At 47.4% G+C, this 24,288-nt stretch carries 24 protein-coding genes; 9 read left to right on the forward strand and 15 right to left on the reverse strand.

Features of this window, described 5'->3' with window-relative positions; all coding sequences use genetic code 11:
* The first annotated feature begins 27 nt into the window (after nt 1–27).
* A complete protein-coding gene (locus AC6CIF_RS20285) occupies nt 28–804 on the forward strand; it encodes a YcnI family copper-binding membrane protein (RefSeq protein ID WP_076216489.1) in 777 nt (258 codons plus the stop codon).
* 226 nt (nt 805–1,030) lie between these two features.
* On the opposite strand, the gene AC6CIF_RS20290 is transcribed toward AC6CIF_RS20285, so the two are convergent.
* The 4 genes from AC6CIF_RS20290 to AC6CIF_RS20305 all read right to left on the reverse strand — a co-directional run bounded on the left by AC6CIF_RS20290 (nt 1,031) and on the right by AC6CIF_RS20305 (nt 4,601).
* The gene (locus AC6CIF_RS20290; protein WP_017691024.1) at nt 1,031–1,303 is read right to left on the reverse strand and encodes a hypothetical protein; all 273 of its coding nucleotides are present in this window, start codon (nt 1,301–1,303) and stop codon (nt 1,031–1,033) included.
* A gap of 51 nt (nt 1,304–1,354) precedes the next feature.
* On the reverse strand, nt 1,355–2,653 hold the full coding sequence (locus AC6CIF_RS20295; RefSeq protein WP_498201378.1) for a Tle-like phospholipase domain-containing protein: 1,299 nt from the start codon (nt 2,651–2,653) through the stop codon (nt 1,355–1,357).
* 57 nt (nt 2,654–2,710) lie between these two features.
* Nucleotides 2,711–2,992: a hypothetical protein gene (locus AC6CIF_RS20300; protein WP_405131249.1), complete on the reverse strand. Its 282-nt coding sequence runs from the start codon at nt 2,990–2,992 to the stop codon at nt 2,711–2,713.
* A gap of 352 nt (nt 2,993–3,344) precedes the next feature.
* Nucleotides 3,345–4,601, reverse strand: coding sequence for a DUF445 domain-containing protein (locus AC6CIF_RS20305; RefSeq protein ID WP_498201326.1), 1,257 nt, complete (start codon nt 4,599–4,601; stop codon nt 3,345–3,347).
* Between the two features lie 332 nt (nt 4,602–4,933).
* Between AC6CIF_RS20305 and AC6CIF_RS20310 the strand changes: the two genes are divergently transcribed.
* The 3 genes from AC6CIF_RS20310 to AC6CIF_RS20320 all read left to right on the forward strand — a co-directional run bounded on the left by AC6CIF_RS20310 (nt 4,934) and on the right by AC6CIF_RS20320 (nt 7,401).
* Nucleotides 4,934–5,761: an aldo/keto reductase gene (locus AC6CIF_RS20310; RefSeq protein ID WP_221823867.1), complete on the forward strand. Its 828-nt coding sequence runs from the start codon at nt 4,934–4,936 to the stop codon at nt 5,759–5,761.
* A 273-nt stretch (nt 5,762–6,034) separates the two neighbouring features.
* Nucleotides 6,035–6,553 (forward strand): sigma-70 family RNA polymerase sigma factor, encoded by a 519-nt coding sequence (locus AC6CIF_RS20315; protein WP_498201327.1) that lies wholly within the window; start codon nt 6,035–6,037, stop codon nt 6,551–6,553.
* A complete protein-coding gene (locus AC6CIF_RS20320; RefSeq protein WP_498201328.1) occupies nt 6,550–7,401 on the forward strand; it encodes a hypothetical protein in 852 nt (283 codons plus the stop codon). The genes AC6CIF_RS20315 and AC6CIF_RS20320 overlap by 4 nt, the downstream gene beginning before the upstream one ends.
* Before the next feature lie 151 nt (nt 7,402–7,552).
* Here AC6CIF_RS20320 and AC6CIF_RS20325 read toward each other — a convergent pair whose 3' ends face one another.
* Nucleotides 7,553–8,014, reverse strand: a complete 462-nt coding sequence (locus tag AC6CIF_RS20325) for a cupin domain-containing protein (RefSeq protein ID WP_062837177.1) — start codon at nt 8,012–8,014, stop codon at nt 7,553–7,555.
* Nucleotides 8,015–8,214: 200 nt separating this feature from the next.
* On the opposite strand from AC6CIF_RS20325, the gene AC6CIF_RS20330 reads away from it, so the two are divergent.
* Nucleotides 8,215–9,066, forward strand: coding sequence for a helix-turn-helix transcriptional regulator (locus AC6CIF_RS20330; protein WP_076216503.1), 852 nt, complete (start codon nt 8,215–8,217; stop codon nt 9,064–9,066).
* Nucleotides 9,067–9,218: 152 nt separating this feature from the next.
* On the opposite strand, the gene AC6CIF_RS20335 is transcribed toward AC6CIF_RS20330, so the two are convergent.
* Nucleotides 9,219–10,832: a glycoside hydrolase family 28 protein gene (locus AC6CIF_RS20335; RefSeq protein WP_498201329.1), complete on the reverse strand. Its 1,614-nt coding sequence runs from the start codon at nt 10,830–10,832 to the stop codon at nt 9,219–9,221.
* 447 nt (nt 10,833–11,279) lie between these two features.
* Here AC6CIF_RS20335 and AC6CIF_RS20340 point away from each other — a divergent pair, with 447 nt between their 5' ends.
* The 4 genes from AC6CIF_RS20340 (at nt 11,280) to AC6CIF_RS20355 (ending at nt 14,465) form a co-directional block, all read left to right on the forward strand.
* Nucleotides 11,280–12,008: an amino acid ABC transporter ATP-binding protein gene (locus tag AC6CIF_RS20340; RefSeq protein WP_421893485.1), complete on the forward strand. Its 729-nt coding sequence runs from the start codon at nt 11,280–11,282 to the stop codon at nt 12,006–12,008.
* 39 nt (nt 12,009–12,047) lie between these two features.
* On the forward strand, nt 12,048–12,878 hold the full coding sequence (locus tag AC6CIF_RS20345; protein ID WP_498201330.1) for a transporter substrate-binding domain-containing protein: 831 nt from the start codon (nt 12,048–12,050) through the stop codon (nt 12,876–12,878).
* Between the two features lie 101 nt (nt 12,879–12,979).
* Nucleotides 12,980–13,702 carry an amino acid ABC transporter permease gene (locus tag AC6CIF_RS20350; protein WP_036616642.1) on the forward strand — a complete coding sequence of 241 codons (723 nt, stop codon included), beginning with the start codon at nt 12,980–12,982 and terminating at the stop codon, nt 13,700–13,702.
* A gap of 112 nt (nt 13,703–13,814) precedes the next feature.
* Entirely contained in the window at nt 13,815–14,465 is a 651-nt protein-coding gene (locus tag AC6CIF_RS20355) for an amino acid ABC transporter permease (protein WP_017691038.1), read from the forward strand.
* A gap of 436 nt (nt 14,466–14,901) precedes the next feature.
* Here the strand turns inward: AC6CIF_RS20355 and AC6CIF_RS20360 are convergent, their stop codons facing one another.
* The 9 genes from AC6CIF_RS20360 to AC6CIF_RS20400 all read right to left on the reverse strand — a co-directional run bounded on the left by AC6CIF_RS20360 (nt 14,902) and on the right by AC6CIF_RS20400 (nt 23,961).
* Nucleotides 14,902–16,239 carry an FAD-dependent oxidoreductase gene (locus tag AC6CIF_RS20360; RefSeq protein WP_498201379.1) on the reverse strand — a complete coding sequence of 446 codons (1,338 nt, stop codon included), beginning with the start codon at nt 16,237–16,239 and terminating at the stop codon, nt 14,902–14,904.
* Nucleotides 16,240–16,298: 59 nt separating this feature from the next.
* Nucleotides 16,299–17,153: a carbohydrate ABC transporter permease gene (locus tag AC6CIF_RS20365; RefSeq protein WP_498201331.1), complete on the reverse strand. Its 855-nt coding sequence runs from the start codon at nt 17,151–17,153 to the stop codon at nt 16,299–16,301.
* Nucleotides 17,137–18,051, reverse strand: coding sequence for a carbohydrate ABC transporter permease (locus AC6CIF_RS20370; RefSeq protein WP_498201332.1), 915 nt, complete (start codon nt 18,049–18,051; stop codon nt 17,137–17,139). The genes AC6CIF_RS20365 and AC6CIF_RS20370 overlap by 17 nt, the downstream gene beginning before the upstream one ends.
* A 278-nt stretch (nt 18,052–18,329) precedes the next feature.
* Nucleotides 18,330–19,040 (reverse strand): hypothetical protein, encoded by a 711-nt coding sequence (locus AC6CIF_RS20375; protein WP_498201333.1) that lies wholly within the window; start codon nt 19,038–19,040, stop codon nt 18,330–18,332.
* Nucleotides 19,041–19,070: 30 nt separating this feature from the next.
* Nucleotides 19,071–20,366 (reverse strand): ABC transporter substrate-binding protein, encoded by a 1,296-nt coding sequence (locus tag AC6CIF_RS20380; RefSeq protein ID WP_498201334.1) that lies wholly within the window; start codon nt 20,364–20,366, stop codon nt 19,071–19,073.
* 103 nt (nt 20,367–20,469) lie between these two features.
* Nucleotides 20,470–21,237 carry a response regulator transcription factor gene (locus AC6CIF_RS20385; protein ID WP_498201335.1) on the reverse strand — a complete coding sequence of 256 codons (768 nt, stop codon included), beginning with the start codon at nt 21,235–21,237 and terminating at the stop codon, nt 20,470–20,472.
* Nucleotides 21,238–21,242: 5 nt separating this feature from the next.
* Nucleotides 21,243–23,066 carry a sensor histidine kinase gene (locus tag AC6CIF_RS20390; protein ID WP_498201336.1) on the reverse strand — a complete coding sequence of 608 codons (1,824 nt, stop codon included), beginning with the start codon at nt 23,064–23,066 and terminating at the stop codon, nt 21,243–21,245.
* Between the two features lie 243 nt (nt 23,067–23,309).
* Nucleotides 23,310–23,498 carry an aspartyl-phosphate phosphatase Spo0E family protein gene (locus tag AC6CIF_RS20395; protein ID WP_047840476.1) on the reverse strand — a complete coding sequence of 63 codons (189 nt, stop codon included), beginning with the start codon at nt 23,496–23,498 and terminating at the stop codon, nt 23,310–23,312.
* Nucleotides 23,499–23,691: 193 nt separating this feature from the next.
* A complete protein-coding gene (locus tag AC6CIF_RS20400; RefSeq protein ID WP_498201337.1) occupies nt 23,692–23,961 on the reverse strand; it encodes a hypothetical protein in 270 nt (89 codons plus the stop codon).
* Nucleotides 23,962–24,288 lie beyond the last annotated feature (327 nt).

The following is a 24,288-nucleotide window of genomic DNA, read 5'->3' on the forward strand; positions in this document are numbered from 1 at the left end:
GATAAGAACTGAGAGGGGTTATTTATTTTGAAGAAAACATCATGGATCTCCAAACTAACATCCACTATCGCAACAGGTACCGCAGCATTCATGTTATTCGCCGGATTCGCGAGCGCTCATGTTACCGTTAGCCCATCCGTTGCACAGACAAGCGCATGGCAGACGTACACGATTAAGATTCCATCCGAGAAAGAACTGCCTACAACCAAAATCACCATGAAAGTTCCGGAAGGTGTTGCATTCAAGCAATATCAACCACTGGCAGGCTGGAAAATCACTACAGAGAAAAACGATTCCAATGAAGTAACATCGATTACGTGGGAAATTGACGGCGATAACGAAGGCATTCTGGCAGGACAATTCCAGCAGTTCAACTTCGTTGCACAGAACCCTAAGGCGGAAGCTGAAGTAGCTTGGGATGCGTTCCAATATTACAGTGATGGCAGCATCGTAGAATGGACAGGCCAACCAAGTGACGCTAACCCGCACAGTATCACAACGATCAGCGAAGATCCGGCTGCTGCTGGTAATGCTGCGGCAGGTGGAGGTCATGCCAACGATGGACATGATAGCGCAGGTACAGAAGGCGCAACTGGGGATAATGCAGCTACCGACGATAGCAAAGCAAACGATGATACCACGCTGGGCGATGCACTCAATGACACCGTTACAGGTGAACCAAACAACACGGATTCAGACCCGGGTACACTGAAACTTCAACAAGCAACATTGATCGTATCCATTCTGGCCCTGATCCTGTCCTTCTTGGGGATTGCGTTGGCTACACGTCGCAAAAAACGTTAAGAACTAACTTACAGTTTTACGAAACCCTGAGAAAAATTCAGATAACAAAAAGCCTATGGCATACGGGTTCAAACCCGATGTGCTATAGGCTTTTTAGCTATCATCATCTTGATTGGCTACCCATGTTCTTTACAATCCGTGGTTTAGAACTGATCATGCCGCTCCACGGTCACACTCTTATCCACGCTGATTGCCATCCGCAATATGGCATCAGCCTTACCACTCTTTAGCGTTCCTGATCCGTCTGGATCATGATCTCAATGTATTGCAGCAAGCTTTTCTTCTGCTGTTCAATGGATTGAATACGTCTGGACAGGCCCGCAAAAAACTCTTCAATCTGCTGCCTTGTATGGTCAGCAGACTGCCCCTTCCAATCGTTCAGGCGACTGTATAACGCCCTCGCTTCCTGTTCATCGGCTTGCAGACGGGCAAGCAGCTGTGTCAGTTCTTTTTCCGCAATTCGAAGATCATTCAATTCCACCAGCAATTGTCCACCCACTTGCGTTCCCCTCCCCCATGTACGTGATATCGATATTAACCAACCTGGTTCCTAATTAAAATGAACCGGACTCTCGTCAGCCTGCCGGAAGGCATCTGCTTTCTCATCAATAAAGTTCAGGAACTGGCTGGTATGTTTCATATGCCATGTGCTAAGTTCTTGAATCGACGCGTCCAGTTGGGTGACAATCGGCTCCAGCCTGCGACTGCGGCTTGTATGCAGGTATTGAGCCATGCGGCTTCGTACCTGATTTAGCTCGGCATTGCATTGTTGTGCATTTTGCTTCCACCGTGAAGCGACACTTTTCAGTTCTTCCGGCGTTACCTGAATCAGACCTGAAGCCGCAGCAGCCGAAGCCATACCTCCACCGCCGCCAGACATGGAACGTAACGGACCTAAGTTCTTGCTGAACGGTCCCATGTGATCCATAAGGCGTGGTGAATAGCGGATTCTCTCTCCAGTAATCGGATCGTACAGGTCATTGGATATGTAACCATTTTTGAAATCATATTGATCCAGACTGTGATAGTTCTCCCCGCCAAATGAGTTCTTGGCTTTATCGATAATACTCACGCCGTCATTCGCCGAGTCATAATCGGAGTTGATGTAATAGGTGGATCCCACATGCCGGTCATATCCTCCCAGCGTTCCGCTGGCTACCAGATCACTGGGATTGGCATAGTTCACAACCTGCCCGTCAAATGCACCCGATTCAGCCCGGCGCCGCATTTCTGGCGTCAGATTACCCATTACAGATGGTGCACTAAACGTCACGGCTGGAATTCCTGTATAAGCAGAAGCATATTGTGCATTTCCCCCGCCCAAGGAATGTCCGGTCATCGAGAAATTCAGATCCTTATGCTTGTTCTGCATGTGATTTGCGTAGTCTTCGGATTGATACATCTGATTGGCCCAGCCTGTAGGGGAAACGGTTTTTTCGATATCTTTTACGCGATCACCCGTCCAGTTCTCCACGTCTCTTACCCTGTCACCAGCCCAATCCTCCACTTTGGATATACCTGTGAAGTCCTTGACACCTTCGACCCCTTTGTCGAGCCAATCCGGCGTAAGATTATTGACAAAATTCCCGGCCTCCTGCTGGCCCTTACGAATCAATTCTCCGCCCCCAATGCGACCATCCATGACAAAGTCAGGTACAGAGCGATCCAAGGATGCACTTCCTTCTGTACCGCGATAAGCAATGACAGCTTCCTTGGTCTCGGGATTATAAAATGTGACGGCATCAAAACCGGAAAATTTATTACTTTCCGTCCCCTCAAGGACCTCCCATCCAGGAAGTTCCGTTAATTTGTCTCCAGCCTTTTGATCCTGGTAGGCTAGATCAGACATCGTTTTATACGTTTCATCATCAATATTGGACCCGTTACTCAATAACTACACCTCCCTTTATTTGTCGTATGGATTATGTCCCTTGGCCATCATCGCTTCCTCAATCTCAGGGCTAATGACCAGGTTCTTGGTTACCTTCTTTTTGTAGTCGTACGAAATGCCAAAGCTCTGATCTTCATGATCTTTCACATGCCCTTTCAGCCCAATCTGGGACACTGCCATTTCCGGCAACAACTCTTTGCTTGTAATTACAACATCCAGTTCAAACTTCTGCTTGAAGTGCTGAATTACGGTTGCTTCAGCTTCTTGGTATAGAGCTTCCTTCTCACTTGCGTTCATGTTCTGACAACCTCCCAAAAATATAGTAAACACCATCATTAGTGTGAATAAACCCTTCAACCATCCTGCACGTTTAATACGGATCCCCCCTCATGGTAGAATCGAGGCATTCACTATATGTGAATTACACCCTATTCATCTGTTACCTGCATCATAGTACAAAATCAACATGAGCCATATCGGCTAACAGGATCGTTTTCATGTAACTTTCTTCCTATATGATTCATATAGGACAGTTTGGTGTACATTACCCACTTTCCTAATTCTTGCATCAAGTACATGATAATTTTCCCATCCACGACAAAAAGAGCCTGCTCTTCGAAAGAGCGGCCCCCTTTTACATACATTACTTTTATGCCAATGCCATCTGCAGCGCAGTCAGCGCAATCCCGATAACAAATCCGGTAACGGCTCCGTTGATCCGAATCCATTGCAGATCCTGTCCAACCTTATCTTCAATCATCGAAACCAAAGTGGCATTGTCCATTTTGTCCACATTTTCGCGTACCAGTTTACCGATTTTGGAATGATTTTTCTCCAGCAGTGTTGTGACGCCATTTACGATCTTGGCATTCATGCCTGTCATCAACTCGTCATCTGCCCGCAGATCACCCAATACCCGCTCAATGGCAGGCAGTGCATACGTATCTACATACTGTCCATCTTCCATCGCGGCGAGCGCCTTGTCTCTCAGTTCGCTGAGTTTGTTCAGCACCGTTTCCTCTGCGTTCCAGCCCTCCAGCATATTGTTCTTCCAATTGTTGATTCCATCTTGCATAGCCTCGCTCATTGCCAAACGCACCGTCTGGGTACGTACCATATCAAGCACCTTGTACCTTAGAGCGCTGCCTTCACGTTTCATATCCTCTACCCGATCGAAGAGATATCCTTGTAAAATACCACCTAGACGCTCCTCGTTCATATAACCCAGGAACGCATTCATCGCAAACTGCATCAATCCGTTCATCTGAATGCCGCTGATGGCTTTCATGCCGCTTTCACCCAAAAACATGATCGTCTCGGGTTTAACCAGCCACTCCTCGGCTTGCTTCAATCCGTAGTCCAGCGCTTTGGCGTCGTAACCCCGCTCTGTCATCTGGTCGGCAGCCCGTTCCAGAATCGGACCCAGATCAAAGGCGCCCGCTTGTGACTTGATCTCACGTGCCACGAGCGGAGCAATCTGCTCTAACGGCAGACCCGCCAGAATTCGCTTGCAGAGCGTATCAATCATGATCTTGATCCCGTCACTGTGAAGCTCACGGGTCAACGTATCGAGCACCGTCTCTGCTGCTTTGAAATCTGCAATTTTCTCGGTAATGCTGTCTTTGTTGAGCAAGTTATTCTCTACTGCCGAGACCAGACCTTCCGTCATTTTATCGCGATTTTTCGGCAGCAATGCCGTGTGTGGAATGGGAATGCCGAGCGGGTGACGGAATAATGCGGTAACGGCGAACCAGTCCGCAAGTCCACCCACAAGTCCCGCTTCAAATGATCCTACCAGCAACTTGCCCACAGGAGCGCCCTGGAACGGCAAGGATGCAGCAAATCCTGCTCCCATCACTACGAGAGACCAGGCAGCTGCTTTTTTGGTTTGTTTAGGTTTAGCCATTGTATTCTTGCTCCTTTATCGTTAATCGTACGGCCCGGTCTGTACCCGATTCCGCACTTCTTCGTTTCTTATGTAAATTCTCCATAGCAAAGTGTTGACTTCCATATTTCGTATACTTCATCTTATCACCCACAAGCGTCAAAACCAAACCTCTGGTTGAAGAAAAAGGATAATAGCTGCGTTTACTTCGTAAAATGGATCACTCCCTTTTCCAATACAAGGAAGAGTTTAGTATAATCATTCAAGACGGCCCTTCGATATCGATTGGCTGCTGAACAGCAGGGTAATTACATAGTGGAACAATGAATCAATAAGAGGAGGAATTTCGGACCATGAAACACGTGCAGGACACAACCACGCTCTATAACGGAGTCAAAATGCCATGGCTGGGTTTTGGGGTATTCAAAGTTAAAGACGGAGACGAAGTCGTTCATGCTGTCAAAACAGCCATTCAAGCTGGTTATCGCAGCATCGACACAGCCAAAGCGTATAACAATGAAACAGGTGTCGCTCAGGGTATTCGTGAATCTGGAGTAGCTCGTGAGGATCTGTTCATTACCACGAAAGTATGGAATAGCGATCAGGGATATGAATCCACGCTAGCTGCCTTTGAAGCCAGCATGGAACGACTTGAACTGGAGTACCTGGATCTCTATCTCATCCACTGGCCGGTTAAGGGCAAGTACAAAGATACATGGCGAGCGCTGGAGAAACTCCATAAAGAAGGACGCATCCGGGCGATCGGTGTGAGCAACTTCCAGATTCACCATCTGGAAGACTTGATGATTGATGCCACGATCAAACCGGCAGTTAACCAGGTAGAGCTTCACCCACTATTGATTCAGTCAGAGCTTCGTGAGTACTGCAACAAACATCAGATTCAGATCGAAGCCTGGTCTCCGCTCGGGCAAGGTCATCTGATGGATCATCCGTTGCTGAAGGACATCGCAGCCAAATACAGCAAGTCCCCCGCACAAGTGATTCTGCGCTGGGATCTGCAGAACGGCATCGTGACCATACCGAAATCTGTCACCCCTGAGCGTATTCGCGCGAACGCCGACCTCTACGATTTTGAGTTAACTTCGGAAGAAATAGAGCAGATTAACGGCCTGAACGAGAATAAACGCTTTGGTTCTGATCCAGACAACTTTAACTTCTAATATAAGCAGATGAATTCGATTACACCCGCCTTCGATCTTAGAAGAGCGGGTGTTTTGGTATGTGATGTTATAGGCAAACTATTCGTTGTTAAGAATGGAGGCGAGGCTCATTATCCTATTCAGGCCCGAAAGAAAAAAGTTTTCTTGACCGTTAGAACTATTTTGTCTCCTCATCAGTCTAACGAGTGTCAAACGAACTCAAGCACTTATATAAAATCCAGGCCTGGAACGAGTGGTGACTTGAATATTTAGGTTGATCAGGGGGGATCAGGAGTGATTAGACTGAACCATAGAAAGACAAAAGAAGAACAGTTCAGCGAAAAAATAACAGAGATTCAAAATAAATTATATCGACTGGCATACTGCTATGTTAAAAATGAACAAGAAGCGCTGGATATCGTATCCGAAGCGGTCTATAAAGGGTACATCGCTTATGGAAAGATGGAGTCCATGACGTATTTTGATTCCTGGATGTCACGAATTGTGATTAACACAGCGATAGATCATATTCGACGTAACCAGCGAGTGACCTATATGGAGGATCATGTGCAGGAGTTTGTGGCTCCAGAGCGAGGGGCGTCGCTGGAAGAAAAAATGGATCTATATGATGCACTGGACCGGCTTATCCCCGAGGAAAGAGCCTATATTATATTAAAATTCTTTGTGAATCTGCCTTTTCGAGAGATGGCTGAAGTGCTCTCCATACCGGAAAATACAGTTAAGTCCAAATTCTATCGTATTATCAAAAAATTAAAAATTTATTTGATTGAAGGAGAGGTTGAGAACGTATGACAGGAAAAGATCGTTACGAAAATATTGAAATCCCTGCTCAACTTAATGACGTTATTCATCATGCACAGAAAAGAGCCGCTGCTCGCAAGAGTTCATCTCGAATGATTCGTTATGCCTCAGTCATAGCGGCATGTGCTGCTTTTCTCTTCGTGGTGAACATCCCTTCCGTAGCAAACGCCATGTCCAAAATACCTGTGGTCGGATCTATTGTTCAGGTGTTGCAATTTGGCGATGGCGGCAAGATTACCGATGGAGTAACTGTGGGATCGGAAGCAACCGAAAATACGCTTAAAATCAATTTTAGCACCGACGAGCAAGCTCAGACTAATGATGCACCCCATTATAATGTGGTACACAAAGAAGCACCGAATCGTATCCTCTTCACTTTTAGCGGTGCACGTTACATGGATATAGAGAAAGTCAAAGCCGACTTCATGACCCAGCCTTTAGTGAAAGATGTTTATGCATCCATGATTTTAGACGACTCTTCCGTCGGATTCGTAGTTGTTTTAAAAGAAGGGGTACAGTATGCCGTAACGGAATTCAAGAACCCTGGATACCTGGAAGTGAAACTGACTTCCGACGGCAAACCGGTCACACCTCGGAAGGTATACTCTCTCCGCACAGAATCAATGCCTTTTGGAGAATCGATGGGTATAATTAAAGAATCCTATCCAGATGAGGACATCTCTTTCCTCAAAACGCCCACTGGTGAGTTTACAGCAGTTATTGGAGAATATCTTACCGCTGAAGAAGCTGAACAGAAGCTCAAAGAACTCGCTCAGCAACCGGATTATCATGAGGAGTTTTATGTGGACAGCTGGATGAGTAACGATAATCCCAAGTGATCAGTTATTGCCAAAAGTGATGCTTATTCAAAAGGGAACGATCTATCCCTGAACTGGGTACAGACCTTAGCATATTTAATACGCTCGATCCAAAAAAATCCCGATTCGGATGCACTGAGCATCTCGGATCGGGATTTTCACATATTAAAACCTATTCGCCTTTGGATACCAGCTTGAAATCATCAAAGTGGAAACCTGGCGCTACTACGCAAGTTACCAGTACAGGCTCATCGCCCAGCGGGCGCGCTGTCTGCCATACGCCGGCAGGAACGAGCACCTGTGGTGATTGCCCCGCAGCAATATCCATCCCCAGAACAAGAACTTCCTCGTTCTCCGGGTTCTCCCCGTTGCCGCCCAGCTTCAGTTCAACCGGACTGCCGCTGTGCCACAGCCAAAGTTCATCGGACAGAACCGTATGCCACTCGGAAATTTCATGTGCATGCAGCAGGAAATACGTGGAACTTGCCGAGAATCGTGGGCCGGAGTATGTATCCGGCAGAACGGACTGTGGAATCTGATAAGACGCCTTCCATTCTTCCTTATACCAACCGCCTTCAACGTGAGGCTGCATGTTGAGCGCAGCAACCAATGGCGATAATTCATGTGTCGTCATAACCTGTTTCCTTCCTTCCAAATCATATTGGAGACACTCCTTAACCAGAGTTTCGCCTCTCTCCCCCTACTCTAAAACATCATTCAAGTTTTGTCACCTTGACAGCACGCGATTTCCAATGATAGCGTTTACAAAAAGATGGATTTTCCGTTATGATATGGATATCGTTGTTAATCCGTGAAGCAGAGGGGAGCTGTACCATGAGTCTCATAGAGGACCGGATTGGACCCAAATACCGAATCGGTGAACATTCATTTACCATTGAACATATGCGCAGACATGATGGGAATGGTATGCCACAACCTCACGCTCATCCATTCTACGAACTGTATTACTTACTTGAAGGTGAACGAGTATATTCCATGAATGGTCAGATTCTGTCCGCCCGCAAGGGTGATTTCATTCTGATTAATCCACACGATGTACATACCACCTCCAAAGGAAGTATTCCCGGCTTCGAACGGATATTAATCGGTTTTTCTCCTGCTTTTGCAACGGGGATGGAACTTGGCATATGTGGTCTGCTGCCTTTTAATTGTTCAAGACTCCTTCGCCTGCCTGAAGCGGAACAGCCCGAGATGGAACGTATATTGTGGCAGATGCTGCAAGAATGCAAAGAGCGACGCCCTCACTATGAAATCGCCGTAAGAAGTCTGCTTGCCCAACTTTTGATCCGAATTCATCGGGTAGAGGAGAACATCCGGCAGTCATGCCCCGTTCCCTTGCATCCGATGCAGGACAAAATCAGTGAAATTGTCACTTATGTGAATAAAAACTATACCGAACCACTTACGCTGGAGGGTGCAGCCAATCGTTTTTATATCAGTCCATCCTATCTGAGCCGAATGTTCAGCCGATTTACCGGATTTCGATTCAGCGAATACTTGCGTGTTGTCCGGGTCCGAGAGGCACAGCGAAGATTACTGTCCACACAAGAGCGTGTCCAGATGATCGCTGAGAAGGTAGGATTTGAGCATACGGCTCATTTTAACAAAACATTCAAACAGGTTACCGGTACAACACCGCTGCGCTATCGCAAGGAACACCGGTAGATCATCAGATAACTTCATATAAAAGCCTAGTGGGTAGCCTCGCTCCAGAGATTACGTACTCCTTATATCAAAAGGCATCACGATTACTGGATCTATGGCTACGCCACTGCGGCTGAGTTTGACCCACTTGTATAAACCTTATTACATACCTTTTACCTGCGAATGATCACACCACTTCGTACCTCGGGACCAACAGAGATCTGGCGACCTTCTGTGTCGGCATCACCTTCTCGGCAGACAATGCCTGCGGATTCGTGTCCTGTCACCATCAGAAGTCGGCCATCCGCGCCCTTGCCCTGAATACTCTCTAATTCTGCCCCTTTGCACTGGTGCAAATGAATCAGCGGACCTTCAGTGATCTGCGCCAGCAATTCAGCGATATGCAGATGTTTCGCATGAGCACATTGGATACCACTGCGAGCTTGCACGCTGTAACGCTGGATGATCACCCCATCCAAAGGCAGTTCCGGCAATCCACTCACAAGCAACGCAGTGTCGGCACCGGCACAGACCACATCCGATATTCGAATATCCCGGAACACTGGCGTCTCTTCGCTAACCTCCTGAGATAGATCACTGCCCCGGGCAGACCCTTCCTGATTTGCATAGAAAAAGGAAAACGAGATGGCTTCCATAATGATATCTTTCATATATATGCGCTCAATCTGAATGTCCTCGACCACTCCGCCGCGCCCACGTGCGCTTTTGAAGCGAAGTCCAATGTCCGTGCCGATAAACGTACAATCCGATACTCTCACATGCCGCACACCACCGGACATTTCACTGCCAATGACAAACCCGCCATGACCATGATACACCGCGCAATCCCGAATGGTGATGTACTCCGATGGCAGGCCAAGTTCACGGCCTTCGGCGTCTTTGCCTGATTTCAGACAGATCGCATCATCACCGACATCGAATACACTCTTCTCCACCACCACATGACGACAGGATTCAATGTCCAGCCCATCTCCATTCTGTGAGAACCACGGATTCCGCACACTCACGTTACGAATGGTGACATGCTCAGATGCCCAGGGGTGCAGATTCCATGCAGGTGAGTTCTGGAACGTTGGACCGTCCAGCAATACCCGTTTGCATCTCCGTAAACTAACCATGTTGGGACGTAAAAAGTCTCTGACTTTTTCATAAGCTGCAATATCACGTACCTGTTCTTGATGCAATTGATTCGCAATGGTGCCGCCTTCAAGTGCAGCCGTGCTAGGCCACCAGATTTCTTCATCTCCGCCGGATTGCTCTACAACACCACCGGAAGCGACTAATCGGTTCCATTGTGAAGTGGTCATTTTCGAACGTTTCACTGGTCGCCAAGCTTCACCGCCACCATCCCATATCCCCTTACCGGTAATCGCAATATCCTCCAATTGATCACCATCGATCGGGGATTGGCAACGTACCACCTGCCAGCCTTCGAAGCTTGATGCAATTAATGGGTATTGATCAAAATTTCGGCTAAATGTAACCAGTGCCCCTGCTTCCACATGTAGTTCGATCCGGTTGCGCATTACAATCGGGCCTGTGAGCCATACCCCGGCCGGAATTACGATTCTCCCACCTCCTGCTTCAGCACATGAAGCGATGGCAAGTCGGAACATCTCCGTATTATCTGTTACGCCGTCTCCAACAGCTCCATAGTCTGTAAGCTGAAAATCCTGAGCAGGAATGACAGGCAAATTGGCTTCATAAGCTTGAACATCGGACTGGGCACTTGCTCCTGTCGACATTGGGGAGTGATATGTATTCATCGTTCAGAATCATCCTCTCTACATGTAATGGAATGGTTATGGGATCAGACGGATGCTCTCTTGCTCCATCTTATCAATGGCATGACGTGTAGGGTTGATCTTTCTTGCCATGTACACGTGGAACTTGATGCTATTTGTTTTGTTAATCAGAGTCATAAATCAGACATCACTTTCAGTATACTCTATACAACTATTCCAAAGGTTGGAAAACAACTAGGAGAATAGATTCATTTTTCTGTCAGGATTCGTCACAAGGGATTTAATAACATGACAGATATATAACATAATTACTGGCTATAGCCCTATGAAACCCATTACTTATGTCATGTTTTATCACAAACCAATTGCCAGAAGCAGGATGACTATGTATGATTAAATAACTAGTTTCAATTTATTCCTTATTATCCCTTTTACAAACAGACGTTGCAGAAAGGATGGGGTGTACTCTTGATTGAATTTAGGGGTGTCCAGAAGCATTTCGGTCATTTTCATGTCCTCAAGGATATCCATCTTCACATCGAAGAAGGAGAGGTCGTCGTCATTATCGGACCTTCCGGCTCCGGCAAAAGCACGTTACTCCGCTGTATTAACCGCCTGGAGACCATTACCGAAGGTGAACTTGTCGTCAGTGGGATCCCTCTACATCAGAAAAAGGTGGACATTAACCTCTTCCGCCGTGACATCGGCATGGTATTTCAACACTTCAATCTCTATCCTCACAAAAAAGTCATCGATAACATTACCCTTGCACCCATGAAGGTGCGCAAACAACCCAAAGAACAGGCAGCCGCAACAGCAATGAAGTATCTGACCCGGGTGGGCATTGCCGACAAAGCAGACAGTTATCCCTCCCAGTTGTCCGGTGGACAGCAACAACGGGTAGCCATCGCCAGAGGACTCGCCATGGAGCCCAAAATTATGCTTTTTGATGAACCTACCTCTGCTCTTGATCCCGAGATGATCGGGGAAGTCCTCGATGTTATGCGTTCCCTTGCCCATAATGGCATGACCATGGTCGTCGTTACTCATGAGATGGGATTCGCCCGCGAAGTTGCGGACCGGGTTATCTTCATGGACGAAGGCCGAATTGTAGAAGAGGCCACTGCCGCTGAATTTTTTGACAACCCCAGAGAAGAACGAGCACAGCAATTCCTGAGCCGTCTGATTCATCATTGAGAATAATCCAATATTCCATTTTGAAAGGGGTCTTTATTCATGAAGAAATTATTGAAATGGCCATCATTTATGCTTGTCCTCATTCTCTCCCTTGTATTGTCAGGTTGTAGCACAGGTACAGATACACCTTCAGCTAGCGGTGGTGGTGACGCCGAGGCGAAAGACACGATTGAGCGGATTAAGGAACGCGGCAAGCTCATTGCCGGTGTGAAATACGATACGAAACTGTTTGGCTTGAAAGATCCCGCAAGTGGCAACGTTGAAGGATTCGATATTGATATCGCCAAGGCACTCGCCAAACAGATCCTTGGAGATGAGACCAAGGTCGAACTGAAAGAGGTCACTTCCAAGACACGTATTCCCATGCTGCAAAATGGAGATATCGACATCATCATTGCCACAATGACAATTACGGATGAGCGTAAGGAACAGGTAGATTTCAGTGATGTTTATTTTGAAGCAGGCCAATCCCTGCTGGTGAAAAATGACAGTGCGATTACCGGCCTGGAAAGCCTCAGCGGGGTGAAAGTGCTCGCGGTGAAAGGCTCCACATCCGCTCAGAATATTCGCGAGAAAGCCCCGGATGCTGAGGTGCTTGAATTCGATAACTATCAGGATGCATTCACTGCTCTCAAAGCAGGTAAAGGCGAGGCGCTGACCACAGATAACATCATCCTCATCGGCATGCAACAGACGGATAACAGCTTCCAATTGGTTGGTGGCAATTTCACTAGCGAACCTTATGGTATGGCCATTCGCAAAGGTGACACTGCCTTCGTGGAGGAAGTCAACACGCTGCTCAAAAGCATGAAAGACAGCGGGGAATATGACACATTACATGAGAAATGGCTGGGCGCGAAGCCCGAGTAACCCGAATTAAGATAGATAAGCGGCGAATTCGTCTGTTAGATGCGAAGCATGAGCAGACGTAATCGCCGTTTCTACATCTGGAGAACGGAGGCTTCGCCTATATGGGCACATTGGATTTCAGCGTACTAATGCGACACTCGGATCGTTTTCTGGAAGGGTTCCTGAATACCATTCAAGTGAGCATTATGGCTCTCATTGGCAGCTTTATCCTTGGCGCGATCCTGGCTATCTTTCGGATATCCCCAGTGAAACCGCTGAACTGGATCGGCACGGCTTTTGTAGAATTTATCCGAAACATCCCATTGCTTTTGGTTGTGTTTTTCTTCTATCTTGGACTGCCTGCACTAGGCATCTCGCTGGATGGGTTTGTCTCCGGTACTCTGGGTCTGACCATCTACACCGCCGCTTTCATTGCCGAAGCGATCCGAGCGGGCATTCAGACGGTGCCGCGTGGACAACTGGAAGCAGCAAGGTCTTCCGGCTTGTCCTATGTACAGGCCATGAACCTGATCATTCTGCCCCAGGCCATCAAGATTGTACTGCCGTCCATCGGCAACCAGTTTATTAATCTGGTCAAAAACTCATCCATTCTTGCCGTTGTCGCCGGTATGGATCTTATGTATTTTGCCGACCTGGTTAACTCGGATACGTTCCAACCGCTAAGTGTTTACACCATTGTTGCGCTGTTCTATCTGGTGCTGACACTACCACTCAGCTTCCTGGTGCATTATATGGAGCGCAGGTTTGGACAGAGCGATGCAGAAGCGCGCAGCACCAAAGGCAAACCGAAGAAAAACAAACCGGCAGGTCAGGTCACCATGTAACATATTGACTTGTACCTGGCGCAGATTTTTAGGGAAATATATCGGCTTGTCCATGCCCCATCTATTGATCTTCGCTATTCCATTCCTGCATACAGAAGGAGGCTAATAAAATATGGACTTTAGCGGGGCCTATGCGTGGCCCAACCTTCGTTTCCTGCTTCAAGGATTCCTGATTACCCTACAGGTAGCAGGGCTATCCATTATATTCAGCTTTGTGCTTGGCACTGTGCTGGGTACGATCCGGTTTACCCGTATCCCTGTTCTGTCACAGATCGTGGCAGTGATCGTGGATACGATCCGGAATCTGCCGCTGCTGCTTATCATTTTCTTCATTCACATGGTACTTCCACAGCTCGGGATTAAAATGTCCGTCTTCTGGTCCACAGTTGTTGGACTCAGTCTGTTCGAAGGCGCGATGATCGCCGAGATCGTCCGTAGCGGTCTGAAATCCGTTGAGCGCGGTCAGGTGGAAGCTGCCCGCTCCTCGGGTCTGAGCTACATGCAGACCCTTGGTGGCATCATCATGCCACAGGCGCTACGCCGCATGTCCCCGCCGATGGTCAGCCAGTTCATCTCACTCCTGAAGGATACTTCACTGGCGATCATCATCTCTCTGCCGGAGCTCATGCACAACGTGCAGATCCTTGGCGGTCAAAGTTTCGATTACATTATCCCGGCCCTGCTACTCGCAGCCGTATTGTATTTTGTCATCAACTACGCACTGTCCATTGTTGCAAGGCGACTTGAGGCACGGATGAATTGATAATCGGAGGGAATAACGCATGAAAGAAAGAACCTAATAGATGAAAAGAATGAGAACGCCCCACAGACTCTAAACCCACCTATGCAGTGGATATGGATTCTTTGGGGCTACAATTATGCTCATCAATTCACGAGCTTCCCACCAATTTCTAACGAACTGAGGGAAGCTTATTTAGCTATTTGTGGGATAGTTTCTAATCTAACGAATCGTAGACGCTCTATTCTTCCGATTCACCCCGCTTTTACCGCCTATTTCAGGGTTTGGAGTAAAATAGCTTCACTGAGATTCGTTACATTTTTCATTTCAGCTTATATCCCCGAATTAGACGCCTCAGGTTCGTTAAAACTTACACCACCACCGCGAATTAAATAAACACCCACTCCCACTATTAATGATTCACCCGATTCGCCCAATTCGTCCACAATCAGCTCATCCGCTAGATCGCCGCTCCGTTGTGACGTAATTCCGCCTGTAACAGCTCGATCGGAAGTTCCACCGGGTCCAGCATCATCTTCACTGTTAGTGCAGCCGCTGTCCCTGCCGCCTCCCCGGTAGCCATACAGCTTGGAGTCAGCCTTGTCGTTGCATGCGCCTCATGTGTGGTAGAGATGCAGCGTCCTGCCGCCAGCAGATTGCGGATATTGCGAGAGATCAAACAGCGATACGGAATATCATACGCCCCATCCCCCTCTATAAAGGCAGCCACCACACCTTGACCCGAAGGGTCATGGATATCAATCGGATAACCACTTCTGGCAATCACATCGTCAAACTTTTGTCCTGCAACTACATCCGTCCGGGTCAATGCGTAATGCCCAATGATTCGTCTGGATTCACGGATACCAATCTGCGGCGCTACTGCCGAGATCGAAGCCCGTTCGAATCCAGGCACATCACGCTGCAAAAACTCAGCAATCATCAGCACCTGCTTCCGGCCTTCCTGTTCCGCAGAGGTCAGATCCTCGGCATCTGTCGCATCAAGTCCCTGCACCCGCGTACAATTAATCAGCACTTCATCCTCTGCCGGTCCGGTAAAAAACAATACCTGGTCGCGATTAATCGGCACACCTGCTTTTTTCCACTGGGAGTAGAAACCACTCACCCCGGTTAACGGAATGCTGTCCAGTTCAGCAAAGGGAGTTTTTACATAGAAATCCTCCGGGTGCTCCAGCATGTATTGTTTCACTCGTCCAAGATCCACACCACGCATGCGGAATTTCATGGTCATCGGCTGTGACTGATGGTCGCCGTCTCGTCCCTTTGCCACAGAAGCACCCGCAAGATAAGCCAGATCCGCATCCCCGCTTGAATCCACAAATACATTCGCCTGGAACTCCTTTCTTCCAGACTTGTTGGTCACCCGCACCGCTTCCACCCGATCATCCACAACGACCACCTCGTCCACAAAGCTGTGCAACAACAGCCGGACACCAGCCTCCTGCAACATCTCTGCTGCAACCACCTGAAAGATGGCTGGATGGTACGGCGTGACGGTATGCACAAATCCAACCGTATCACGCAGATGTCCCGGGGAGCCGCCACGTGCCTGCAATCGATCCACAATCTCCTGCGCAATACCTTTAATGACCTGCTCACCGCGCTCTGTGTGGAAAGTCATCCAAGGATAAACCATAGCGGCAGTTGACATCCCGCCAACGAATCCATATCGCTCCACCAGCACTGTTCGTATACCCTGCCGTCCAGCCGCAATGGCTGCCGCTATACCCGCAGGGCCCCCTCCCACAATAACGACATCTGCTTCTTCCTTTTTCATGCTCATCCGTTCACGCAAATGTTGTCCCTCCTTCCGTTCTATTGCACGTATTACACGGCTTATTCTTTCAGTCCCGTCATGGCAACCCCCTCAATGAAGCGCCGCTGTGCCAGGAAAAAAACAATTAACAGCGGCAAGGTTGCCATGACGGTGGCGCTCATCAGATATTGCCAGGCTGTACCCACTTCATCTGTAAACAGGGATAATCCAAGCGGCAGCGTCATTAGATCACGCGAGTTAATGAAGATCAACGGATCAAAAAACTCATTCCAGATCGTCACAAACGTAAAGATCGTCAGCGTAGCCATACCCGGCTTGGCAATGGGCAGCATAATTCGCGCATATATCCGGAATCGGTTGCAGCCGTCGATCATCGCCGCTTCCTCCAGCTCGGTTGGCACCGTAATGAAGAACTGCCGCATCACAAAGATGCCAAATACACCACCCGCGCCAAAGATCGGCAATAATATCAGCGGAAGATGGGTATCAATCCACCCCAGTTGTCGCATAAATAGAAACATCGGAATCGCTGTCACCTCATGGGGAATCATCATCGCACTTAGCAGGATGAGAAATACCACATTACGTCCTTTAAACGGAATTTTGGCGAATGCGTAACCGGCGAGGGAAGCAAAAAATACTGTTCCTATCACAACCAACGCAGAAATGTAGATACTGTTCCAATAAAAACGGTGAAACGGAATCAATCGAAAGACATCGATATAGTTCTGAAATCGGAAAGTATCCGGTATCCACTGCGGTGGATAGGTGAATATGCTCTGGGGTTCCTTGAATGATGTCGATATCATCCAGATAAATGGCACAATCATAATGAGGGAAATCAGAGTCAGCAACAAATACGTCCCCAGAGTACTTCCTATCTTCCGCCCCGAAGGACTAGGCATCGCCTTCATTGAATACCCACCTCTTTCGGAGCTGCCATTGCAGCAGCGTCAGAATTAGCACGATAAAGAACAGCACATATGCGAGAGCAGAAGCATAACCAAACTGAAATAATTTGAATGCTTTTTCCCAGATATAATAAACCAATACCTTGGTGCTGTTGCTCGGCCCGCCCTGTGTCATCACATAGATCTGCCCGAATACTTTGAGTGAACCAATCACGGTCATGACTACGGTCAAAAACACGGTTGGTGTGATCATGGGCAGCGTGACGTGAAAGAAGGTTCCCCTTTTACCCGCCCCGTCTAATGTTGCTGCTTCATACAGTGAACGCGGTACCTGCTGAATGGCTGCAATGAACAGCACCATATTCAGACCTACATTTTTCAGCACACTTGTCACAATAACCGCTGGCATTGCCAAATCCTGATTGTAAAGCCAGGCCGGACCTTTGATGCCCAGCATCAACAGAAGCTGATTAATCAATCCCGACTCTGTCGCATACATCAGCTTCCACACGATGGCCCATACGATCAGCGAGGTCATGACCGGAACAAAGATGGCTGTTCGGAAAATTCCGATGCCGCGGATGCTTCTGGATAGCAACAACGCGAGCAGCAGGGCGAGCACAATATTAAGCGGCACCAGCCCCGCTGTGAAATAAACCGTATTGGCGAGCACTTTCCAGAACATGGCGTCTGTCATAATATTCCGGTAATTCTCCAATCCAATAAAATGATGTTCCCCCAGCAGCGGCCAATCGGTCAGGCTCATGTATAACGCGAGACCCATGGGAAATAACAGCAGCAGGGTAAACCCAAGCACCATTGGCGATACAAACAGCCAACCCGCGATCTGGGCCTCTCTGGCGAGCGGCCCCCCTCTTTTGCGCTTGCGTAAATGGGTCACAATCAGGCCTCCCCCTTTTAATCAAATTTCCTCCGAAGCTGAACTCTGTGACGATTCTATATAAGGTGAACTATACATTTACACAAGAACGTAGAGGACAGAAAAAACCTGAAGAAGCGAAGTGGTCGCCTAAAAGCTTTCTGGAAGAAAGCTGCATCGGAAGCATATGCTTATCCCCGGATTTCCCCTTTATATATGGGATTCAAAAAAAATCTGGGGATAACAGCGATCGGAAGGTTGTTCTGGCATCGGAGTGGCAAGTGTAAATATTCTTTAGTTCAACTTATATAGTCCGGACGGTTCAGACTGTCCACCGCATTGCGGAACCCGTTCACAGCCCTTCGCAGCTGTTCCTCCGTGTTGCCTGTCACGACCGCCCCAAGCATGATCGCCTTTACCCCGGTATCGCGCAGCACCCGAACATCCTCCGATACCAGCTTTCGCTGGGAAGGAACCAATACCGGTACCTGGGCTTGCAAGACCAGACGGCGATACTTGAGTACATCCGCGAAGCTTAGCGGTGTACCATATTCTTCTCCAGGTACAATGGATGCCTCCAGAGCGGTAAAGCCGAAGTGCGCTGCTGATGTTACGAGGGAATCATCATATTCTTCATTGATCGCAAACGTTGGGTCCAGCCCCAAGTCATTCAACATGAAAGATGGCAAGTGATGTGCATAGATGGAATAGAAATCAAAGCCCAGCCCACCAAGACGCTCCACATCCTCCCTTTGTGCTCCATCAATACTGCCAGAAGGTACAACCCCAAGCGGGCCACCAAACTCACTGCGGATCGCCCGAAACACCTCGGCGTACATGTCCAATGGACCAAAATGATTCCCGCTGGCGCGATGACCGACATTATAATGTACCTTCAGTGCATCAGCGCCCTCTTCCATAGCTGCCCGTGCCAAACCAATATCATTCTCAGGCAGGCTGACCACCAGCGACAGCGGTTTCCGTTCAAGTAATTGTTTGAATTTCCCCATCGTTCTCACCTCCGGTTTCGATCGAATGATTTAGGGTTGCAACACACTTTGGATCTCTTCCTGCATTTGTTTCAGGTTATCCTCAGCTGTCGCTGTCTTTGCAAATAGTCGGTCAAATCCCTGCAATACCGCATTGTCGATATCCTGCCAACGGATATGACCGGGAATTAAGCGCGCTTTTGGCATTTCATCAATGACCGCCTGCACGATATGCTCTTTGCTCGGATTATTTGGCTGAAGAATGAATGCATCTGAGTTCAGAACAGAGGTACGCGGAGGTACAAAGTAGGTGGCTGTCGCCTGAATCCCCTGCTCACTGGCAAAATACTTCAACAGTTTCTTCGTTTCCTCTGGATGTTTGCTGTCGTTGAACATGGCATATCCGGCCTGCCCTAGCATCGGCACACTGCCTTGAGAGCCAGAAGGCATAGGAGCGATGCTCCATTCAAAATCCGTAATTTCCCTTGCTTTGGAAACATAGCTGTAATTATCAAAGAACATGCCCACATTACCTGCATCAAAGCTGACCTGTTCGCCCGCCTTCGGGTGTGATTCATCGATGAACATCATGCGTTCCAGCAGTTCAAAGGTCTGTACGCCATAGGCATCGTTCCAGGTGAACGTTGTCATGCCTTCGTCGAATGGACCGCTTCCATTGGACCAGGAGTAGGAAGAAAGCACCGCCCAGGTCTTCCAGTCGCGAAAAAAGTTGGCACCATAGATTCGGTTGGTCGCATCCTTACTGGTAATGGCTTTGGCGGACTCTTCGAACTGTTCCCATGTCCATTGTCCTTGGGTGGCAAGTGTGTTTGGGTCAGTCAGGCCGGCTTGGTCGAACAGCGATTTATTGTAAAACATGACCACCGGAGGTGTAGAAAAAGGTAGTCCCAGCAGTTCATCGCCATCACGGAACAAATCCAATGTACTTGGAATATAATCATCCAGCTTAAACTGTGCATCATCCTTGAACTCGGATACATCGGCCAGAATGTGGTTGGACTTGAATTGTGGTATCATTCGCTCCGATACCCAGGCAAGATCGGGAAGAGAGCCTCCGGCAGCAAGCACCGAGATTTTTTGCTGGTATTCTGCGAAAGGTACGGATTCCATCGTTACTTTGATGCCTGGATTTTCCTTTGTGAAGTCATCGATCAACTTGTTGTATACATCCATATGCGCCTGATTGCCCCACATCATGAACTTCAGCTCGACCTCTCCATTCTCTCCGCTTGCACCCCCAGATTCACTGCCGGAATTGGAGCTTGCGCACGCGATTGAAGCCATCATCATGAGTATAAACACCAGTATCAGTCCTGCTTTTTTCATGGAAATCCCCCTTATGGACGTCGTGGTATACATGTGCAACCAAAGTATAACGAAAGCATCGTTCCCCCTTAAATCACGTCAACTACAGAAATGGTATGGTTTTTCAAGAGATACTGAATCGGTCTCGATATTCTCCTGCGGTCCATCCCACCTGCTGCTTGAACACCAGCATGAAGTGTTTAGGGCTCTGATGCCCGGATAACCGCGCCACATCATAGATTTTGAGACCCGTGTTGATCAGCAACCACTTGGCCCGCTCCATACGTGCCTCTGTGATGTATTCGGAATAATTGATGCCTATTTCGTTCTTGAACAACTGGCTTAAATAAGTAGGGTTCAAGTTAACAAGATCTGCTATCGTCTGAAGTCGCAGATCTCCATCGGGATGTTGCTTGATGTACTCCTTCACATCTCGGATAATCTTCCGCGTATCTCCACCAGCGTGTTCTGTTTTCACAGATGGCTCAGGGATAGAAAGAGTTGTAATACCGTATCTGCGATCCAGCAGCAATTGAATCTTTTGTATGCATAATGCCAGTTCATAACGATCGATTGGCTTCAACAGGTAGTTCAACACTCCAAACTCCATCGCTCTGCGTGCATATTCAAACTCGCCATAGCCGCTAATGATGAGCATTAACAATTCAGGGTACATGTCTCTGGCTTTGCTTACCAAAGTTAATCCGTCCATTTCACGCATGCGGATATCCGTGATTAACACGTCCGGCACCTCACATCTCAGAAAATCCAGCGCCTCGGTACCGCTCGATGCTTCGCCCGTTACCTGAAACTGAGAAGACACTTGTACGATCAGTTCCCTCAGTCCCTGACGGATGACTGTCTCATCCTCTACAAGCAATACTTTATACATGCGCTTCAATCCCCTTTCGGTAGAAGTTGAATGGATATCGTGACCACCAGTCCCTGCCCGGGACTTCCATCAATGCTTAGGCTGCCGCCTTCTCCATACATGAGGCGAAGCCTCTGAGCGATATTGTTAAGCCCCAGACTGTCCCCGGCCTGGCAACGTAATGCCTCATTGGAAGGCTGTTTTGATATGGACTCATTTAACTCGTCAATCTTTGCCTGAGTCATACCCTTACCGTTGTCTCGTACACTAATCAGCAGCTCATGGTCGAATTTCAAGGCAGATACCCAGATTACTCCTCCATTTTCCTGCCCTTCAATGCCATGGTAGACTGCATTCTCCACCAGCGGTTGCAGAACCAACTTAGGAATCAAATACTCGGTTACCCCTTCTTCGATGTCATAGATAATCTCCAACTTACCGTCGTAACGTACCTGCTGAATGCGTATATAGGATTGTACAAAAGCCAGTTCGTCCCCAAGTGGAACCATCCGGTCCACCTTATCAATCGTATAGCGCAGCAGCTTGCCAAGCGCCGTCACCATGTCCGATACCTCAGCATGCTTCTGGCGAATGGCCATCATGTTAATGGACTCCAGCGTGTTGTATATAAAATGGGGATTCATCTGGCTTTGCAACGCTGACAACTCTGCCTCCCGCTCTTGAATGCCCAGCAGAAACACCTCATTGAACAGTCGATGAATCTCTTCCATCATTCGGTTAAAACCCCGGCTAATCTGTCCGAATTCATCACTGCTGAAGTGTGCTACACGCTGGCTAAAATCTCCCTGCTCCACCCGAATCATGTGGTGCTTCAGTCGAATCAGCGGCCGGGTGATACGATAGGATAACAGAACCGCCAGAATCGCTATACCCGCCATACATAACACTGCGAACCATATTGTAAAGGTGAGCATCTCACCCGACTCCTTTTGAATCACAGCAATAGGTGTAAGACTGATCACCGAAAGCCCAGAATAGCTGGAATGGTGTTGTACATAGAGATAGGGCTGCCCATCCAGAATAACTTTTTGGTTTCCTGCATAGCTTTGAAGCTGTCCATGCATTAGCAACTGGTCGTACGCAGACATTCCTCCGGTCGAGGTCCGTTCGAACAGCAGACGCTGCTTGCTGTCTACAATCATCAGACTTGCATCTTGCTCATAATTCAGATTGGATAACAGTTGACCGAAGGCCTCCAGACGGATATCAATCAGAATGTAACCCAATCGCTGGAGCGTGCCCGGATCTCGAAGCACTCTGCCCACCGATATATACGATTCTTGCTGACCACCCGTGTAATAGCCGGGTTGATGCGGAGGAAGCAGGCGCCATGGCCCTTCCGAGTCTTCAAGCTCTGCAAACCAATCATCCTGCCTACTGTCCCATACCGGCTTGACCGCCAGTGAATCGAGATTGGAGAACAAAATGCCGCTGTTGCTGATCAGATGTATTCCCCGAATCTCCGGCCGGTCATAAGCTTGACCCGATGTGTAAAGCTTCATTTTCAGATAATCCTCAGACTTCGCCCATGTACCCGACCCCATTGAAGCGTTGTATTTGTCCAGAATGCCAAGCACCATCTGATCGTAAAGCGGCAAGAGCGACAACCGCTCAAAGTCCTTCAGCAGCCGATTCAGATTGGCATTAATCTGGCGAACCAGTTCAATGGTGAACTGCTCGGTCTTGCGATCCATCGTCTGCGAGAAATGCTTGTAGTTCATCATTCCCTGCAAACTTAGCGGCAGCAACGTCAGCGCCAGGAACAACAGGAGCAACTTGGTGCGCAGGTTTACGTTTTTTCCGAAAAAAATGCGTACCTTGTCCATCATTTCCGTTCATCCCTCCCTCTTCCGATCATTGTATGAGCCCCCTTCACAGATAAATCTGGATATATCTGGGGTCATCATATCCAGTTTTAATGATCATCCGCTATCCTGCCAATCCTGGAATTGGTACGGAATTTCAAGTTATCCGCATAGGTTTCAGGGTGAACGCAAAAAAAGCCGACTGTATCGCTACAGTCGACTACGCTATTTCTATAGAACACTAATTAGACCAAAAAACCGACTGCATTATGCAATCGGTTGTCTGTTCCTGAGTTGGCTTTTATATTTGAATCGATAATATTCATTAATAAGCTCGTCTAGTACCATGGACTGTCGGAGGACTTTGTTGTCCTGCATGCCATGATTCTCCGCCAAACGACTCAACTCTTGCCTGTTCCGTTCGATTTTATCTGTGATCTGTACCGGTTCACTCACAGCATGCACCCCCTCTTTGTATAACATTTTAGGATACATTGCCAAAAAATTCATATTATATTCCTTTGCAGAATAAATTGTTTATTTACAAAGGTTTTCAAAGAAATTCAACCTTTTTCATACTTATATGGTGAACTAAAGATTAAATTGTAAATAAGAAAAAAAAGTATTCGGGTCCCGAATACTTTTTTTATTATTTACTTCGTAATGAATTTGCTAAATACAACATTAACATCCCTACAAATATCAATAATATTCCTTCAATTTTATACGACCAAATCTCTGAGTTTATAAAACTACCAAAGATATCAGAGGTATCAGACTTTACATTTTGGTATTCTGCAAGAACCAACATAGCTTTGTCCATACCCCAATCAGTACTTTGAGCAATAAACTGAAATCCAATAACAAATAATACAAGTGAACAGATAAGGGCTACTAAGGAAATCATTTTACTTTTCAAATTTAAATTCTCCTTTGATAATACAATATTGGAAATGGGAACTTCAAAACTCAATTAAAGTTAAATATCATCTCAGTCTATTTCATGTTACGTATAATCTCAACAAATTCTATTTTCCACGTGATATTATTGCGAGTCATCCTAAAAATTAGAGCGCCCGATTTGATAGCAAATATGCCAAAATCACCTCTCTAATTATTTTTTTACATTATTATCACTATTTTCATTAAACTAACAAAAATAATATTATGCAAATAAACTTATCATCAAAACAGGAGGTGTTATTATCTAAAATTATTCTTCAAACAAGGCAAAATCATCATATAA

This window comes from Paenibacillus sp. GQ49, assembly GCF_059759055.1.

What these genes read in the sequence shown, in the direction of transcription:
- AC6CIF_RS20300 (WP_405131249.1), bottom strand. Translation starts at nt 2,992, where the DNA reads ATGAACGCAAGTGAGAAGGAAGCTCTATACCAAGAAGCTGAAGCAACC.
- AC6CIF_RS20325 (WP_062837177.1), bottom strand. Translation starts at nt 8,014, where the DNA reads ATGACGACACATGAATTATCGCCATTGGTTGCTGCGCTCAACATGCAG.
- AC6CIF_RS20295 (WP_498201378.1), bottom strand. Translation starts at nt 2,653, where the DNA reads ATGTCTGATCTAGCCTACCAGGATCAAAAGGCTGGAGACAAATTAACG.
- AC6CIF_RS20345 (WP_498201330.1), top strand. Translation starts at nt 12,048, where the DNA reads ATGAAGAAATTATTGAAATGGCCATCATTTATGCTTGTCCTCATTCTC.
- AC6CIF_RS20385 (WP_498201335.1), bottom strand. Translation starts at nt 21,237, where the DNA reads ATGTATAAAGTATTGCTTGTAGAGGATGAGACAGTCATCCGTCAGGGA.
- AC6CIF_RS20305 (WP_498201326.1), bottom strand. Translation starts at nt 4,601, where the DNA reads ATGGCTAAACCTAAACAAACCAAAAAAGCAGCTGCCTGGTCTCTCGTA.
- AC6CIF_RS20330 (WP_076216503.1), top strand. Translation starts at nt 8,215, where the DNA reads ATGAGTCTCATAGAGGACCGGATTGGACCCAAATACCGAATCGGTGAA.
- AC6CIF_RS20320 (WP_498201328.1), top strand. Translation starts at nt 6,550, where the DNA reads ATGACAGGAAAAGATCGTTACGAAAATATTGAAATCCCTGCTCAACTT.
- AC6CIF_RS20310 (WP_221823867.1), top strand. Translation starts at nt 4,934, where the DNA reads ATGAAACACGTGCAGGACACAACCACGCTCTATAACGGAGTCAAAATG.
- AC6CIF_RS20360 (WP_498201379.1), bottom strand. Translation starts at nt 16,239, where the DNA reads ATGAAAAAGGAAGAAGCAGATGTCGTTATTGTGGGAGGGGGCCCTGCG.
- AC6CIF_RS20375 (WP_498201333.1), bottom strand. Translation starts at nt 19,040, where the DNA reads ATGGGGAAATTCAAACAATTACTTGAACGGAAACCGCTGTCGCTGGTG.
- AC6CIF_RS20365 (WP_498201331.1), bottom strand. Translation starts at nt 17,153, where the DNA reads ATGAAGGCGATGCCTAGTCCTTCGGGGCGGAAGATAGGAAGTACTCTG.
- AC6CIF_RS20335 (WP_498201329.1), bottom strand. Translation starts at nt 10,832, where the DNA reads ATGAATACATATCACTCCCCAATGTCGACAGGAGCAAGTGCCCAGTCC.
- AC6CIF_RS20355 (WP_017691038.1), top strand. Translation starts at nt 13,815, where the DNA reads ATGGACTTTAGCGGGGCCTATGCGTGGCCCAACCTTCGTTTCCTGCTT.
- AC6CIF_RS20380 (WP_498201334.1), bottom strand. Translation starts at nt 20,366, where the DNA reads ATGAAAAAAGCAGGACTGATACTGGTGTTTATACTCATGATGATGGCT.
- AC6CIF_RS20350 (WP_036616642.1), top strand. Translation starts at nt 12,980, where the DNA reads ATGGGCACATTGGATTTCAGCGTACTAATGCGACACTCGGATCGTTTT.
- AC6CIF_RS20390 (WP_498201336.1), bottom strand. Translation starts at nt 23,066, where the DNA reads ATGATGGACAAGGTACGCATTTTTTTCGGAAAAAACGTAAACCTGCGC.